Genomic DNA, 14,384 nt, shown 5'->3' on the forward strand with positions numbered 1-14,384 from the left:
ATCATTGACAACGCCATGTCCAAAAAACCCCAGGTGGTGCAGATCGATCCTGGCGACAAAGCGTTCAAGACCTCGGGCTGTCAGCCGTGGCAGCTGACTCCCGACGCTGCTCTGCCGCCGTCGGCGCCGCCCGCGGGTGTGCAGGGCACACTCGGCATCCTCAATGGGTTGATGGGCGGCAACAACCCACGACCGGCCTCGCCGCCTTCCCAGCCGCCGGCGGCTCCGCCGGCCCCGCAGGCGGCGCATTCCTGATCGGCGCCTAGGCGCCCGTCGCACCCACGGCCGGCTGCTTTTCGCTACGGTGGCGCCGTGGCACGCAAGCAGCAGATTGTCGTCATCGGCGCCGGCGTCAGCGGATTGACCTCGGCCATCTGCCTGGCGGAGGCGGGCTGGCCGGTACGGGTCTGGGCGGCGGCGACGATGAAGCAGACCACCTCGGCGGTGGCGGGCGCTGTCTGGACTCCCCCGCGGCCCGCTGAACGCGCGGCCGAGACACTCGGTTGGACCGCGCACTCGCTCCACGTGTTCACCGACCTCGCCCAGGATCCGGATTCGGGTGTGCTTTTGGCGCCCGCGCTGGCCGTCGGTGAGCTGACCGCGGCAGAGGCGATGTCGTCGGCGGCGGCGCTGATCCCCGAGTTGCGGCCGGCCGATCCGGCCGACCTGCCCGACGGATTCGGAAGCGGATTTCGTGCGACAGTGCCGATGATCGACATGCCGCACTATCTCGGTTACCTGACCCGCCGGCTGATGGCGGCCGGCTGCGAAATCGAGGAGCGCCCCGTGCGATCCCTGGACGAGGCCGCCGACGACGCGCCGATCGTGGTGAACTGCGCCGGCCTCGCCGCGGGCGCGCTGACCGGTGACCACAGCGTGCGGCCGTTATTCGGCCAGCACGTCGTGCTGTCCAATCCCGGTCTGCAACAACTATTCCTAGAACTGAACAGCGGCCCGGAATGGACCTGTTACTTTCCCCACCCACAACGGGTGGTCTGCGGCGGCATCAGCATCCCCGACCGCTGGGACACCACGGCTGACCCCGAGGTGACCGAGCGCATCCTGCAACGCTGCCGCCGCGTCGAGCCGCGACTTCACGACGCCGAGGTGATCGAGGTCATCACCGGACTGCGTCCCGACCGGCCGTCGGTGCGGGTGGAAGCCGAGCCACTGGGGCAAGCCCGCTGCATCCACAATTACGGCCACGGCGGCAACGGTGTCACCTTGTCCTGGGGTTGCGCGCGTGATGTGGTGAGCCTGGTCGGCGGGGACTGACGTCAGGCGCCGGCACGCCGAATCACCAAGGACAGCAACCAACTAACGATCGAAAGTACGATCGCCGCCCAAATCGCCGTCCACCAGAAATGGTCGATCTGCAGTCCCCAGTGCGTGGTGTGCTCGGTGATCCACGCCGTGAGCCACAGCATCAGCGCATTGATGACGATGTGGAACAGGCCCAGCGTCAGGATGTAGAGCGGGATCGCCAAGATCTGCACGACCGGCTTGATGAACGCGTTGACCAAACCGAAAATCACCGCGACGACGAAGATGATGCCGACCCGCTCCAGCTTCGTGTCGCCGCCCACGAACCTCAGGCCGTGCACGAAAAGGGTGACGATCCACAACGCCAGTCCGGTCAACGCGGCGCGTAGCAAAAATGGGCCCATGCCCGAAAATCCTGCCACTTCGTCACCCGAGGAGGTAAGGGGTAAAAGTCACTCTCAATTCAGGTTGTAGAAGCGCTGCGCGTTCAGCCCGCCGATCTTTTCCCGGCTGCCCTCGCTGATATCGGTTCGGGTCCGCAGGTGCTTGGTGCTCTCCGGCCACTCGCCGTCCCAGTGCGGGTAGTCACTGGCGAACATGATGAAATCGTCGCCCAGCACGTCGATTACGCCGGGCAGGATGGGTTCTTCCGGCTCGCACGTCACCCAGATATTGCCCGCGGCCAGATAGTCGTGCGGATCGCGCCGCCAGCCGCGCTCCACCCAGTCGCCGCGCTTTTCGTAATGCTCGTGCAGTCGATCGATGAAGAACGGGACCCAGCCCGCGCCCGCTTCGAGGAAGGCGACCCGTAACTGTGGGTGGCGCTCGAACACGCCGCCGGAGACCATCGCGGTCATCGCGGTCATCTGATCAAAGGGAAAACTGATGCAGTGCACCTGAATGTAATTCGTGAAACGGTCCACACCGATCTTGGGCAGATGGATGCCCGGGGCGCCGTGCACGCCCAGTGGCATGCCGAGGTCGACGGCCGCGGCGTAGAACGGGTCGAGGTCGGGGTGATCGAGGTTGCGGCTCTTGAGCGCCGGCGGCACCAAAACAGCAACCAGCCCAAGCTCTTTGGCTTCGGTCATCACGTCGATGGCCGCTCGGCCGTGCTCGATCGGGGTGACGGCGACTCCGCGCAACCGGCCACCGGACGAGGCGCAGTAGTCAGCGATCCACTGGTTGTACAGCCGAGAGAACCCCGCGGCGAAGTCGGGATCCTCGAGGCTCGGGGCGCACAGCCCCATGCTCGGATACAGCACCATCGTGTCGATGTGATCGCGATCCGCATCCCCCAGCACGCCCTCGGGTGAGCGGCAATTGATGTCGGGAGCCTTGCTGATCCCATGCTCGGGTGGGCAACCCGCACCAGGACCCGTGTCCTCGGGATAGTTGCGGCCTTCGAGCGTCAACCCCAACCGGCCATCCGCGCTGGGTTTGACATGCTCCGGCCATCGTTTGATCGCTTCGACTGCCAGCGAGGAATTCTCGGCCACGTGCCCGTCGGCGTCGATGATCCGCATGTATCCGGAACTTACTCCCGGCGCGCGGACGGCGGAACAGGTCGCGCCATCGCGTTGCATAGGCCACGATGCTGACGTGACCACTCAAAGTCCTCAAAAGAGGTTGACCTCCGATCAGCGGAACTCCTTCATCGCGGCACTACTGGGCTGGACGATGGACGCCTTCGATTACTTCATCGTGGTGCTCGTCTACGCCGACATCGCCAAGACGTTTCACATCAGCAAGGCGGAGGTCGCATTCGTCACCACGGCCACCCTGATCATGCGTCCCGTCGGCGCACTGCTCTTCGGGCTCTGGGCCGACCGGGTCGGCAGGCGGCTGCCGCTGATGGTCGACGTCATGTTCTATTCCGTGGTGGGTTTCCTGTGCGCGTTCGCGCCGAACTTCACCGTGCTGGTCATCCTGCGACTGCTCTACGGCATCGGCATGGGCGGTGAATGGGGACTCGGTGCCGCACTGGCCATGGAGAAGGTTCCGGTGGAGCGACGCGGGTTCTTTTCCGGGCTGCTGCAGGAGGGTTACGCGTTCGGCTACCTGCTGGCGAGTGTCGCCTCGTTGGTGGTGATCGATTGGCTGGGGCTGTCGTGGCGGTGGTTGTTCGGTCTGAGCATCATCCCCGCCCTGATCAGCCTGGTCATCCGGTATCGGGTGCAGGAATCCGAAGTCTGGGAAGCCGCGCAGGACCAGATGAAACTCACCAGCACCCGAATCCGCGACGTGCTGCGCAGTGGCGCGATCATCCGACGGTTCATCTACCTGGTGTTGCTGATGACGGCCTTCAACTGGATGAGCCACGGCACGCAGGATGTCTATCCCACCTTCCTGGGGGCGCACACCAACCACGGCGCCGCCCTGTCCAGCACGACGGTCAAGTGGATCGTGGTGGTCTACAACGTCGGTGCCATCATCGGCGGCCTGGTCTTCGGCACCTTGTCGCAGCGATTCGGCCGCCGCTACACGGTGGCCTTCTGTGCGGTTCTGGCGCTGCCGATCGTCCCGTTGTTCGCTTACTCGCGCAGCGCGGCGATGCTGTGTCTGGGTTCGTTCCTGATGCAGCTCTTCGTGCAGGGCGCGTGGGGCGTGATTCCCGCCCACCTCACCGAGATGTCCCCGGACGCCATCCGAGGCTTCTACCCCGGCGTGACCTACCAACTGGGTAACCTGTTGGCGGCGTTCAATTTGCCGATCCAGGAACGTCTCGCCGAGTCGCACGGCTACCCGTTTGCGTTGGCGGCGACCATCGTGCCGGTGTTGATCACGGTCACGGTGCTGACACTGATCGGCAAGGACGCCACCGGGGTCCGGTTCGGCACCACCGAAACCGCTTTCCTTGCAACCGAAATGACGTGACGCTAGTCGGCGTCGCCCAAGAGGCGCCGTAGCAGATGCATGGCCACTGTGGTCGAGCGTTCCCGGATGTCCGAGCGGTTACCGGGAAGTCGCAGGGTGCGGGTGTCCGTGCGGCCGTCGGCCACCACGCTGAAACAGACTGTGCCCACCGGCTTTTCTTCGGTACCGCCACCCGGGCCGGCGACGCCGGTGATCGCGACGGCGACGTCGGCCGAAAAGCGCGACAGCGCACCCGCGGCCATCGCCTCGGCCACCGGTTCGGAGACCGCGCCGTGCGCCTCGATCAGCGCCGGGTCGACCCCGAGCAGCTCCACCTTTGCCTCGTTCGAATAGGACACCACACCGCCGGCCACGTAATCCGACGATCCGGGCCGGTCGGTCAGCCGCGCTGCCAGCAGCCCCGCCGTGCAGGACTCAGCCGTCGCGATCCGGTGGCCGGCCAACAGTTGCGCAACGAGGTCATCGACGCGCGAGCCGTCGTCGGAGTACAGCTGATGTCCGTGCTTCTCCCGCAGCAGCTTGACAAGCTGGGCGTAGGCGTCGGCGGCGTCCGGCTCGTAGCGGGTGACCATCTCGATCTCCCCGCGCCGCAGGCAGGTGGTGATTTCGAGTTCCCCGAAGCCGGGGACGGCCTGTTCCGCGTCGCGCAATGTTTCGGCCAGCCCCGACTCCGGCAGTCCGAACATGCGCAGCATCTCCTGTCGGTAGACGGTGCGGCCGGCGATCGCCTGCTGCGCCGCAGGTGTCTCGATGGCCGTGTGCCACATCGGCTGCAACTCGCGTGGCGGCCCAGGCAGCACGATCACCGTGGGCTTGCCCGGCACGACGACACCGGGCGCGGTACCGACCGGGTCGAGCACCTGCGCTCCCGCGGGGATCATCGCCTGCTTGCGATTGGCGGCTCGCAGCGATTCGAAAGTGCCCGGATCCAAGGCGGATTGGAATGCGGGGTTGCGTGCCATCAGCTTCTTGAGAATGTTGGCGATCTTCTCCTCGACCTCGGCATCCAGCACCAGCTCGCGTTCACAGAAGCGTGCCACCACCTCGACGGTCATATCGTCGGCCGTCGGCCCTAAGCCGCCGCTGGTGACGATCAGGTCCACCCCCTGATCGGCCAGGAATCGGAGCTGCGCTTCGATGTCGGCCGGACGGTCACCGCAGATCGTGATGTGGGCCAGCTCGACCCCCAGCTCCAGGAGACGATCGGCGATCCAAGGACCGTTCGCATCTTGGATTCGTCCGGTGAGAACTTCGGTTCCGGTGACAACGATGCCTGCGCGTGCGCTCACCGCCATGAGCCTACGCATGGGGATACGGGGACAATGAGGCGATGATCGAGTTAGAAGTGATTCAGGCTGACGTCACCAGGCTCGAACTCGACGCGATCACCAACGCCGCCAACACGCAGTTGCGCCACGGCGGCGGTGTCGCTGCGGCCATCTCACGTGCGGGCGGGCCGGAAGTGCAGCGCGAATCCACGCATAAGGCGCCGATCGGGCTCGGCGAAGCGGTCGAGACCACGGCGGGCCAGATGCCGGCGCGTTACGTCATCCACGCGGCGACCATGGAACTCGGCGGGCCGACTTCGGCCGACATCATCGCAGCCGCCACGGCCTCGACGCTGCGCAAGGCCGACGAACTCGGCTGCCGCTCGCTCGGGCTGGTGGCCTTCGGCACCGGCGTGGGCGGCTTCCCACTTGACGAGGCGGCGCGGCTGATGGTCGATGCCGTTCGGCAGCACCAACCGAGTTCGCTGCGCAAGGTGGTGTTCGCCGTGCACGGCGATGCGGCCGAGCGGGCGTTTCACCGCGCGGTGGCCGGCTAGCTTTCGGCGAGGTAACGCTCGACGGTGGCGACCTTCTGCGTCATCGCGTCGCTGGTCCCGGCCCGCCAGTCCGCCTTGATCACCGTGCTGACCCTGGGTGCCCGGGCCGCCACGGCCTCAACCGCGCGCTGCACCACGGCCATGACTTCGGCCCAGGTTTCGCCTTCGATCACGGTGAACATCGAGTCCGTCTTGTTGGGCAGCCCGGATTCGCGAACCACCCGGACCGCTTCGGCGACAATCTCCCCGACACCTTCGCCCACCCCCATCGGGGTGACGGAAAACGCGACGAGTACAGACACTCAACGAGCGTACCCAACCACCCCGGAGCCGGTCTGGCACCATCGAGGCCCATGCGGGTGTTGGTGCAACGGGTCTCGTCGGCGACGGTTTCGGTGCAGGGCACAGTGGTCGGCGCAATCGATCCGGACGGCCAGGGCCTGTTGGCATTCGTCGGCGTCACCCACAGCGACGACGAAGACAAGGCACGGCGACTCGCTGAGAAGCTCTGGAATCTAAGGATTCTCGCCGACGAACGCTCGGCGGCCGACGTCGACGCCCCCATCCTGGTGGTCAGTCAGTTCACCCTGTACGCCGACACCGCCAAGGGCCGGCGCCCGTCCTGGAATGCGGCCGCTCCGGGGTCGCTCGCCGAGCCGCTGGTAACGGAGTTCGCCGACACCTTGCAGCGGCTCGGTGCGCAGGTGCAGACCGGTGTGTTCGGGACGAACATGCAGGTCGAGCTGGTGAACGACGGTCCTGTCACGGTGTTCTTGGAACTTTGAGGCCAGCACCGGGAGGTACCGTGGAATGTCGGCTGGTGATGGTCGATGTCGACGGGAGGGGTAGGCAGGCATGAGCACGACACCCGAATTCGGATCGCTCCGTTCCGACGACGACAACTGGGACATCGCCAGCAGCGTCGGGTATACCGCGCTGCTGGTGGCCGGGTGGCGGGCGCTGCATGCGGTGAGCCCGCAACCGTTGGTCCGCGACGAATTCGCGAAGGACTTCATCGCCGCCTCGCAAGACCCGTATTTGGCGGGCGTGCTTGCCAACCCGGGTTCCTCCGACGATGAGATGGCCTTCCCGCGGCTGTACGGTGTGCAGACCCGCTTCTTCGACGACTTCTTCGAAGCTGCGGTCTCCGCGGGCATCCGGCAGGCGGTGATCGTCGCCGCCGGCCTGGACTCGCGCGCGTATCGGCTCCAATGGCCTGAAGGCACAAGGGTCTTCGAAGTCGATCTGCCGAAGGTTCTCGAATTCAAGGCCCGGGTGCTCGCAGATCGGGGCGCTGCCCCGAAGGCTAGCCGCATCGAGGTCGCCGCCGATCTGCGCACCGACTGGTCGCGTCCGTTGGAAGCGGCCGGGTTTGATGTGGAGAGCCCCAGCGCCTGGTCGGTCGAGGGGCTACTGCCCTACCTGACCGATGAGGCCCAACACGCGCTGTTCACCCGGATCAGCGGGCTCAGTGCACCGGGCAGCCGGATCGCCATCGGCGCGCTGGGATCGCGACTCGATCACGACCAGCTCAACGCCTTAGAGGCCAATCACCCGGGCGTCAATGTGTCCGGCAATGTGGACTTTTCGGCGCTGACCTATGAGCCGCAGTCCGATCCCGCGGAGTGGCTGACCGCCCACGGATGGGCCGTTGAACCCGTCCGCAACACACTGGATCTACAAGCGGGCTACGGCATGACCCCACCGGAGGTCGACGTGAAGATCGACAGCTTCATGCGGTCCCAATACATCACCGCCACCCGGTGACGACCTAGGGCTTCAGCAGGACCTTCACGTCGTCGCCCGACCGTGACTCCGCGGTCGCGTAACCTTGGGCCGCCTGGTCCAAAGGCATTGTGCTGGTGAAGATGCCGTCCACGTCAAGCCGGCCCGACTGCAGCAGCGGGATCAATTCCGGCCAGGTGCGCTGCACCGGGGCGGTGGTCATCCGCAGCGTGATGCTGCGAATCAGGCAACCCAGTGCGTTGAGGGGAAACGGATTCATATCATGCACGCCCACAACGGAGACGGTGCCGCCGGGCCGTACGGCGTTGAGCGCCTCGGTCAGGGAGGCATCGGTGGCGACGGCGTCGATCACCGCATCGGCGCCGCGGCCGTCGGTGGCGGCGAGGATGGCCTCGAGCGCGGGCGCTTTGATGGGCGTCGCTCCCCAGCGGGCGGCCCGCTCCAACCGGCCCTCGACCTGGTCGACAGCGAAAACCGTTGCCGCACCCTGAAAAAGAGCGCTGCGTAGCGAGCACAAGCCAACCGCACCCAGGCCGATGACCGCCACCGTGCCGCCGAAGGGGATGTCGGCCCGCTGCGCCGCGGCCCAGCCGGTGGCCAGGTTGTCGGTGAGCAGCAGCGCCTGCTCGGTGCTGATTCCTTCGGGCATCTTCAGCAGCTGAAAATCGGCGGCGGGCACCGCGAGCAGGTCGGCCTGCGCGCCGCCGAGCACGCCGCCGCCGAAGATCTGAAAGCCGGAGTGACACATCACCGGATCGCGAGTGGCGCATCCCGCGCAGGCGCCGCATCCGGTCACCGACGACACCATGACCTGATCGCCGACTTTGATATTGCGCACCTGCGGCCCGGCTTCGACCACGGTGCCGATGGCTTCGTGGCCGAGCGCGATCGGATCCAGCATCGGAAAATCGGCCTCGTAGAAGTGCAAGTCGGATCCGCAGATACCGGCGGCGCTCACCTCGACGATCGCCCCGTCCGGCCCGGGAAGGGCTGGGTCGGGACGGGTGTCGACCCGGATGCTGCGGGGCCCATCGACGACTACGGTGCGCATAGTGGCGTGCTCACTTTCCTTGTTGCGCTGGATCTTTCGTTCGCACTAAAAACTGTGACCAGTCCGGCTCGCGCACCGCCGACCAATATTCGTTGAGACGCCACGGGCTTACGGTGTGGATTTCCCCGTCGGCGTTCTTGAAATACGAGTGCTTGACCGCCGGATGCGACCACACCATCTTCTTGATCTGCGTCTGCGTCCGCCGGTGCCAATCGGTGGCGGCTTCGGGTTTCGGCTCGATCGAATGCACGTTGGCCTCGGTCAGTCGCGCCAGACACTGGTCGACGTAGCGCATCTGCAGCTCGGACTGGAAGATCAGGCTGCCGCCGTGGGCCAGGTGAGTCCCGGGCCCGTAGACGATGAAGAAATTCGGGAATTCCGGAACGGTGATGCCGAGGTACGCATAAGGCCGGCTCCCCCACATTTCATGCAGATCGGTTCCGTTTCGGCCGGTGACTTTCATCGGCCATAGCACGTCGGTGTGCCGAAAACCGGTGGCATAAACGATGACATCCGCGTCATGAGTCACGCCGTCGTCGGTGACGATGCCGTGTGGTGTGATCTTCTCGATAGGCGTGCGCACCAACTCGACATTGTCGCGCTGCAGGGTTCGCAACCAACTGCCGTTGTCCTGCAGGGTCCGCTTGCCGCATGCCGGATAGTCGGGCATCACCTTGGCCAACAACTCGGAATCCTCGCTGACCTGGCTGGTGATCCATTGGGAAAACATCATGTGGGCGGCGGCGTTGATGTCGCTGACCGCGTGATCCTGGTCGGCGTAGTTCGGGTCGCCTTCGGCGGCGTCCAGCCCTTTGTCCGAGCCGGGCCACAGCACCAGGAAGCGGTACCACCTGCCGTAGAACGGAAGATGGCGCATCGCCCAGCGCACGCCGTCACCGACCTCGTCGTGATACATCGGATTGGGGAACATCCACTGCGCGGTCCGCTGGAACACCGTGAGTCGGTCCACGTCCTCGGCGATGGCGGGGGCGATCTGGAAGCCACTGGCACCGGCGCCGACCATAGCAACCCGCTTGCCTTTCAGGTCGACGGTGTGATCCCAAGCCGCCGAGTGGAACGACGGTCCTTCGAAGGTGTCCGCTCCGTCGAAGGCGGGAAGCAGGGGTCGGTTCAACTGGCCCACCGCGGTGATGATCGCTCGGGCGCGCGTGGTGGTCGTCTGGCCGTGCGTCGAGCGCAGTGAAACGCTCCACGTGCCGTCGTCGTCGTTCCATTCGGCCGCGAGAACCTCTGTCTGCCACTGCACATGCTCGGCCAGGTGGTGTTTGTCGATGACCTTGGTGAAGTAGTCCTGCAGCTCGTATTGCTCGGCGAAGAAATGCGTCCAGTCGTTGTTGGGTTCGAAGCTGTAGCAGTAGAAGTGGTTTGCCACATCCACTCGCGCGCCGGGATACCTGTTCTCCCACCAGGTTCCGCCGGGTCCCGCGTTCTTCTCGATGATGGTGAACGGGACGTTGGCCTGCTTGAGCCGGATGCCGGCGAGGATGCCCGATTCGCCGCAGCCGATGACCAACACCGGAAGTTCGGCGGCGCGCTGCGCCGGCAACGCCGCGGGGCGTCGGGGATCGACGCCGTCGAGATCGAGTTCTTCAGAAACCAGCGGCAGGTAGTCGTCGGGAACGTGTTCACACGCCGCCCAGTCGATCATTTCCCTGATCAGTTCCGGGCTCAGCGGCGGCGGTTCTGGGCAGCCGCGGTCTCGATACTCGGTGATCACCGACAAGGCCTCGGCGCGGGCTCGCGCCTTGTCCTCCTCCGACATGAACCCCTGGACCTCGTTGAGGAAGATGCCCATCTGCTTGAAGTCGCGGATGAAACGTGGGTCGCCGGTGATGTGGACGAGTGAGAGCAACAGCGTGGGAATGCTGACATCCTCTAGCGCGGCGGCGATCTCGGAGTTGGATGTGGTGAAGGGATCGCCGGCGTAGCGGCTGCGCATCAAGCCGATTCCTCTCGATGGTTTGGAAACCAATTACGCTACGATCCGTTTCGTAATTGGCAGCACCACGGTACCCGTTGGTTCGGCACCGGATCAAGAGATCGGCCGCTCGGTCATCGGCGGCCCGTCGTCTTCGTCGGCTTCGTCCGCCAGGAGTTTTTCGGGGTGGTGGAAGGTGTTCACGCGGGTTTGCCCGCGGTCGAGGTGTGGTGGCGGGATCCAGTCGGTGTCGCCGTTGGCGCGTTTTCGAGTGGTCCAACCTTTGTCGAGGAGTCGGTGGTCGGGTCCACAGGCCAGAGTGAGTTGGTCGATGTCGGTGCGGTGGGTGTGCGCCCAGTCTTGGACGTGGTGGACTTCGCAGTAGTAACCCGACACGTCGCAACCTGGTGCGGTACACCCGCGGTCCTTGGCGTACAACACAATTCGCTGCCCGGGTGAGGCCAGGCGCCTGGTGTGATACAACGCCAGCGCTTTGCCCTTGTTGAAGATGGCCAGGTAATGATGGGCGTGGCGGGCCAGCCGGATCACATCCGGCATCGGTAGCACGGTGCCGCCGCCGGTGAGGCCCTTGCCGGTGGTGCGTTCGAGATCGCGCAGCGTGGTGGTGACGATGATGGATGCCGGTAAGCCGTTGTGCTGGCCCAGTTGTCCGCTGGCCAGTATCGCGCGCAGCGCGGCGTTGAGGCCGTCGTGGTTGCGCTGGGCGGCGCTGCGGGTGTCGCGGTGCACCGCGTCTTCGGACGGGGCGCCGTCGATGACCGGCTGCTCGTCGGCGGGGTTGCACATGCCGGGGGCGGCGAGCTTGGCCAGCACTGCCTCCCAGCCGGCACGCGCCTCTGGCGTCAACCACCCACTCAGCCGCGACATGCCGTCGGCCTGCTGGGTGCCGAGCACCAGCCCGCGCATTCGCGCCCGATCGGCATCGGTGTAGCTGCCATCGGGGTTGAGGCAATCCATCAGACGCCGGGCTAGCTTGGCGAACTGCTCTGGCCGAAACTCGGTCGCCTTGATCGCCAGATGCTGTTCGGCGTGCGCACAGGTCTCGACGTCGACGGACTCGCGCAACTGGTGGAAGAACCGCCGGATCACCGCCACGTGATCAGTCCCGATCGCCCCGTCCTGCTGGGCCGCCGCGGTGGCCGACAACAGCGGCGGCAACGGTTCGCCGGTCAACGCTCGACGCGGCCCCAGATCGGCCGCCTCGGCGATGCGGCGACCGGCGTCGGCGCGAGAGTGATGTGCAGCCGTTCGGCCAACGCCCAGGACAACTTGCCGCCTAACTCGGTCGCATCCGCTTGCTCGCCGAGCTGATTGATCAGTTCATGACTTGGCCTTTGCAGTCGGCGCATCTCGCACTCGAATATCTCCAGCATCTGCAACCGCTCCGGGTTGGTCAGAGTCGCATACGAACGCGCGCAGAAGCGGGAGACGGCGGCACGCAACGCGTCGACGTGTCCTGCAACTCCTCACGATCGATCGAATGCATGTTCGAATACTATGCCCCGCCGCCGACAAGAAGCATCCCACCGAGACCACTGAAACTAAAGTGGCACAAGTGATTTCAGCCAAGGGCCGCGCGGCGGCGGTCACCGGCGGCCGGCCGCCTATTGCGTCGCCGAGAACAATGGGTCCAAGTGGCAACGGCGCTCGGCGCGGTGCCCGGGATGACTCAGAGGTGGGTGAGTGCCATGGCCTCGTTGCTCATGGCCTGCGGCGGGTTCCTGTTCGCCGTCTTGTGGATGGACTTGATCTTCGACGTCCAAGTTCTGCGTTACCGGAAGGCCACGCCTGAATTGCCTGAGACGGTGCTCGCCTCCATCGCGGCGTACTACCACCGCGCGACCACCACGTCTCGGCCGATGGGCCGCCTGATCGCGCTCGTCATGCTCACCCTATTGGGAACGCTGGTACTGCAGGCGGCCCGCGGACACGACCCGGGCTGGCTCTTGGTGACCTCGGCCCCGCTGGTGGGCATCCCGACCATGCTGGCGTTGACGCACACGGTTCCCGATGCGGTGAGACTTGGCCATCGCGCGGACAGTCCATCCGAGCAAACGCGCCTGGCGCGGTCGGTCTGCCGCGATCATCTGCTGGGCGCCGCCTGCATACTCGTGTTTCTCGTCCTCTGGGTGGCGAATAGCACCGCCATCTGACTTCGGTGACGGGTCGTAGTGAGGAAGTGCAGGTCAGGACCCGCTGGCCACGTCAGTGCGCTCCGTACTAAACTAGAACACGTTCCAATTCGGCGAGCTCCCAGGAGTTGTAATGCACACCCCTATCTGCGACGAACTCGGTATCGAGTTCCCGATCTTCGCCTTCACCCACTGCCGCGACGTCGTCGTGGCGGTCAGCAAGGCCGGGGGGTTCGGCGTGCTCGGAGCGGTCGGCTTCACGCCCGAGCAGCTGGAGATCGAACTCAACTGGATTGACGAGAATATCGGCGACCACCCCTACGGCGTCGACATCGTGATCCCGAACAAGTACGAAGGCATGGACTCCCACCTGTCCGCGGAGGAGCTGGCAGACACGCTGCGCAAGATGGTGCCGCAAGAGCATCTCGACTTCGGCAAGAAGATCCTCGCCGATCACGGTGTGCCGGTCGAGGACAGCGACAGTGACAGCCTGCAGCTCCTCGGCTGGACCGAGGCGACGGCCACACCCCAGGTCGAGGTGGCGCTCAAGCACCCGAAAGTGAAGATGATCGCCAACGCGCTGGGCACCCCGCCGGCCGACATGATCAAGCACATCCACGACGCCGGGCTCAAGGTCGCCGCGCTGTGTGGCTCCCCCTCGCAGGCTCGCAAGCACGCCGACGCGGGCGTCGACATCATCATCGCCCAGGGCGGCGAGGCCGGTGGACACTGCGGCGAGGTGGGCTCCATCGTGCTGTGGCCGCAGGTCGTCAAGGAGGTCGCCCCGATTCCGGTGCTGGCCGCCGGCGGTATCGGCAGCGGCGAGCAGATCGCCGCCGCACTGGCGCTCGGTGCGCAAGGCGCGTGGACCGGATCGCAGTGGTTGATGGTCGAGGAATCTTCGAACACACCGGTCCAGCAGCAGGCCTACGTCAAAGCCGGCAGCCGCGACACCGTCCGCAGCCGCTCGTTCACCGGCAAGCCGGCCCGCATGCTGCGCAACGACTGGACCGAGGCATGGGAGGCGCCGGACAACCCGAAGCCACTCGGAATGCCGTTGCAGTACATGGTTTCCGGCATGGCCGTGCGGGCCACCAACAGGTACCCCAATGAATCCGTCGACGTGGCGTTCAACCCGGTCGGTCAGGTGGTCGGCCAGTTCACCAAGGTGGAGAAGACCTCAACGGTCATCGAGCGCTGGGTGCAGGAGTACCTGGAAGCCACCAACCGGCTGGACGAGCTCAACGAGGCTGCCTCGGTTTAACTGCCGAGGCGTCGCGTCTAGACGTCGTCGACCTCGTCGTGGCCGGTGAACACTTCCTTGGTCCGGTCCACCGCGTAGGTGCCGATGTCGATCGAATTCTGAACGATGCCGCTGGCACCACCGGCGATGTCGCCGCGAATGATGTCACCGGCGTGTTCGACGATGTCGGAGGCTTTCTCGACGGCGTTGGTCGCGATGTCCCTCACCGCGTCGACTGCATCCCTGGCATTGAAGGCCATCTCGAGTCTCCTTTTGTTGCAGGCGGT

The 14,384-nt window shown here is 65.5% G+C and carries 13 protein-coding genes and 3 pseudogenes; 8 read left to right on the forward strand and 8 right to left on the reverse strand.

The genetic code is table 11. From position 1 onward, the window contains the following. Both A5625_RS19815 and A5625_RS19820 read left to right on the forward strand, forming a co-directional pair. Positions 1–255: pseudogene (locus A5625_RS19815) on the forward strand (hypothetical protein); the annotation flags it as partial. A 57-nt stretch (positions 256–312) separates the two neighbouring features. Further along, a complete protein-coding gene (locus A5625_RS19820; protein ID WP_066997789.1) occupies positions 313–1,275 on the forward strand; it encodes an FAD-dependent oxidoreductase in 963 nt (320 codons plus the stop codon). Positions 1,276–1,277: 2 nt separating this feature from the next. On the opposite strand, the gene A5625_RS19825 is transcribed toward A5625_RS19820, so the two are convergent. After that, a complete protein-coding gene (locus A5625_RS19825) occupies positions 1,278–1,667 on the reverse strand; it encodes a phage holin family protein (RefSeq protein ID WP_066997794.1) in 390 nt (129 codons plus the stop codon). 54 nt (positions 1,668–1,721) lie between these two features. Next, positions 1,722–2,789, reverse strand: a complete 1,068-nt coding sequence (locus A5625_RS19830; protein ID WP_066997797.1) for an amidohydrolase family protein — start codon at positions 2,787–2,789, stop codon at positions 1,722–1,724. Between A5625_RS19830 and A5625_RS19835 the strand changes: the two genes are divergently transcribed. Then, on the forward strand, positions 2,788–4,140 hold the full coding sequence (locus A5625_RS19835) for an MFS transporter (RefSeq protein WP_369830025.1): 1,353 nt from the start codon (positions 2,788–2,790) through the stop codon (positions 4,138–4,140). The genes A5625_RS19830 and A5625_RS19835 overlap by 2 nt on opposite strands. A gap of 2 nt (positions 4,141–4,142) precedes the next feature. Here A5625_RS19835 and A5625_RS19840 read toward each other — a convergent pair whose 3' ends face one another. Then, a complete protein-coding gene (locus A5625_RS19840) occupies positions 4,143–5,435 on the reverse strand; it encodes a competence/damage-inducible protein A (RefSeq protein ID WP_066997803.1) in 1,293 nt (430 codons plus the stop codon). 35 nt (positions 5,436–5,470) lie between these two features. On the opposite strand from A5625_RS19840, the gene A5625_RS19845 reads away from it, so the two are divergent. After that, on the forward strand, positions 5,471–5,965 hold the full coding sequence (locus A5625_RS19845) for a macro domain-containing protein (RefSeq protein ID WP_066997806.1): 495 nt from the start codon (positions 5,471–5,473) through the stop codon (positions 5,963–5,965). On the opposite strand, the gene A5625_RS19850 is transcribed toward A5625_RS19845, so the two are convergent. Further along, a complete protein-coding gene (locus A5625_RS19850; RefSeq protein ID WP_066997809.1) occupies positions 5,962–6,267 on the reverse strand; it encodes an MTH1187 family thiamine-binding protein in 306 nt (101 codons plus the stop codon). The genes A5625_RS19845 and A5625_RS19850 overlap by 4 nt on opposite strands. A 51-nt stretch (positions 6,268–6,318) precedes the next feature. On the opposite strand from A5625_RS19850, the gene dtd reads away from it, so the two are divergent. Together dtd and A5625_RS19860 are read left to right on the forward strand one after the other, a co-directional pair. Beyond that, entirely contained in the window at positions 6,319–6,750 is a 432-nt protein-coding gene (gene dtd, locus A5625_RS19855) for a D-aminoacyl-tRNA deacylase (protein WP_066997811.1), read from the forward strand. Between the two features lie 70 nt (positions 6,751–6,820). Beyond that, positions 6,821–7,732 carry a class I SAM-dependent methyltransferase gene (locus tag A5625_RS19860; RefSeq protein WP_066997814.1) on the forward strand — a complete coding sequence of 304 codons (912 nt, stop codon included), beginning with the start codon at positions 6,821–6,823 and terminating at the stop codon, positions 7,730–7,732. On the opposite strand, the pseudogene A5625_RS19865 reads toward A5625_RS19860, so the two are convergent. The 3 genes and pseudogenes from A5625_RS19865 to A5625_RS19875 all read right to left on the reverse strand — a co-directional run bounded on the left by A5625_RS19865 (position 7,643) and on the right by A5625_RS19875 (position 12,208). Continuing rightward, positions 7,643–8,762: pseudogene (locus A5625_RS19865) on the reverse strand (alcohol dehydrogenase family protein). The gene A5625_RS19860 and the pseudogene A5625_RS19865 sit on opposite strands and share 90 nt — an antisense overlap. 10 nt (positions 8,763–8,772) lie before the next feature. Next, positions 8,773–10,722 (reverse strand): NAD(P)/FAD-dependent oxidoreductase, encoded by a 1,950-nt coding sequence (locus tag A5625_RS19870; protein ID WP_066997820.1) that lies wholly within the window; start codon positions 10,720–10,722, stop codon positions 8,773–8,775. Between the two features lie 93 nt (positions 10,723–10,815). After that, a pseudogene (locus tag A5625_RS19875) lies at positions 10,816–12,208 on the reverse strand (HNH endonuclease signature motif containing protein). Between the two features lie 202 nt (positions 12,209–12,410). On the opposite strand from A5625_RS19875, the gene A5625_RS19880 reads away from it, so the two are divergent. Together A5625_RS19880 and A5625_RS19885 are read left to right on the forward strand one after the other, a co-directional pair. Next, positions 12,411–12,875 (forward strand): hypothetical protein, encoded by a 465-nt coding sequence (locus A5625_RS19880; RefSeq protein WP_066997915.1) that lies wholly within the window; start codon positions 12,411–12,413, stop codon positions 12,873–12,875. A gap of 112 nt (positions 12,876–12,987) precedes the next feature. Beyond that, complete coding sequence (locus tag A5625_RS19885; RefSeq protein ID WP_066997823.1) at positions 12,988–14,118, forward strand: nitronate monooxygenase; 1,131 nt, start codon at positions 12,988–12,990, stop codon at positions 14,116–14,118. A gap of 17 nt (positions 14,119–14,135) precedes the next feature. Here the strand turns inward: A5625_RS19885 and A5625_RS19890 are convergent, their stop codons facing one another. Further along, positions 14,136–14,357 carry a hypothetical protein gene (locus tag A5625_RS19890; protein ID WP_066997826.1) on the reverse strand — a complete coding sequence of 74 codons (222 nt, stop codon included), beginning with the start codon at positions 14,355–14,357 and terminating at the stop codon, positions 14,136–14,138. Positions 14,358–14,384 lie beyond the last annotated feature (27 nt).

Source organism: Mycobacterium sp. 1465703.0 (assembly GCF_001672975.1).
GTDB lineage: Bacteria > Actinomycetota > Actinomycetes > Mycobacteriales > Mycobacteriaceae > Mycobacterium.

Bases quoted from the DNA above. Each gene is read 5' to 3' on its own strand.
- A5625_RS19825 (WP_066997794.1), bottom strand. From the start codon at position 1,667: ATGGGCCCATTTTTGCTACGCGCCGCGTTGACCGGACTGGCGTTGTGG.
- A5625_RS19835 (WP_369830025.1), top strand. From the start codon at position 2,788: ATGTATCCGGAACTTACTCCCGGCGCGCGGACGGCGGAACAGGTCGCG.
- A5625_RS19830 (WP_066997797.1), bottom strand. From the start codon at position 2,789: ATGCGGATCATCGACGCCGACGGGCACGTGGCCGAGAATTCCTCGCTG.
- A5625_RS19840 (WP_066997803.1), bottom strand. From the start codon at position 5,435: ATGGCGGTGAGCGCACGCGCAGGCATCGTTGTCACCGGAACCGAAGTT.
- A5625_RS19845 (WP_066997806.1), top strand. From the start codon at position 5,471: ATGATCGAGTTAGAAGTGATTCAGGCTGACGTCACCAGGCTCGAACTC.
- dtd (WP_066997811.1), top strand. From the start codon at position 6,319: ATGCGGGTGTTGGTGCAACGGGTCTCGTCGGCGACGGTTTCGGTGCAG.
- A5625_RS19860 (WP_066997814.1), top strand. From the start codon at position 6,821: ATGAGCACGACACCCGAATTCGGATCGCTCCGTTCCGACGACGACAAC.
- A5625_RS19870 (WP_066997820.1), bottom strand. From the start codon at position 10,722: ATGCGCAGCCGCTACGCCGGCGATCCCTTCACCACATCCAACTCCGAG.
- A5625_RS19880 (WP_066997915.1), top strand. From the start codon at position 12,411: ATGGCCTCGTTGCTCATGGCCTGCGGCGGGTTCCTGTTCGCCGTCTTG.
- A5625_RS19885 (WP_066997823.1), top strand. From the start codon at position 12,988: ATGCACACCCCTATCTGCGACGAACTCGGTATCGAGTTCCCGATCTTC.
- A5625_RS19890 (WP_066997826.1), bottom strand. From the start codon at position 14,357: ATGGCCTTCAATGCCAGGGATGCAGTCGACGCGGTGAGGGACATCGCG.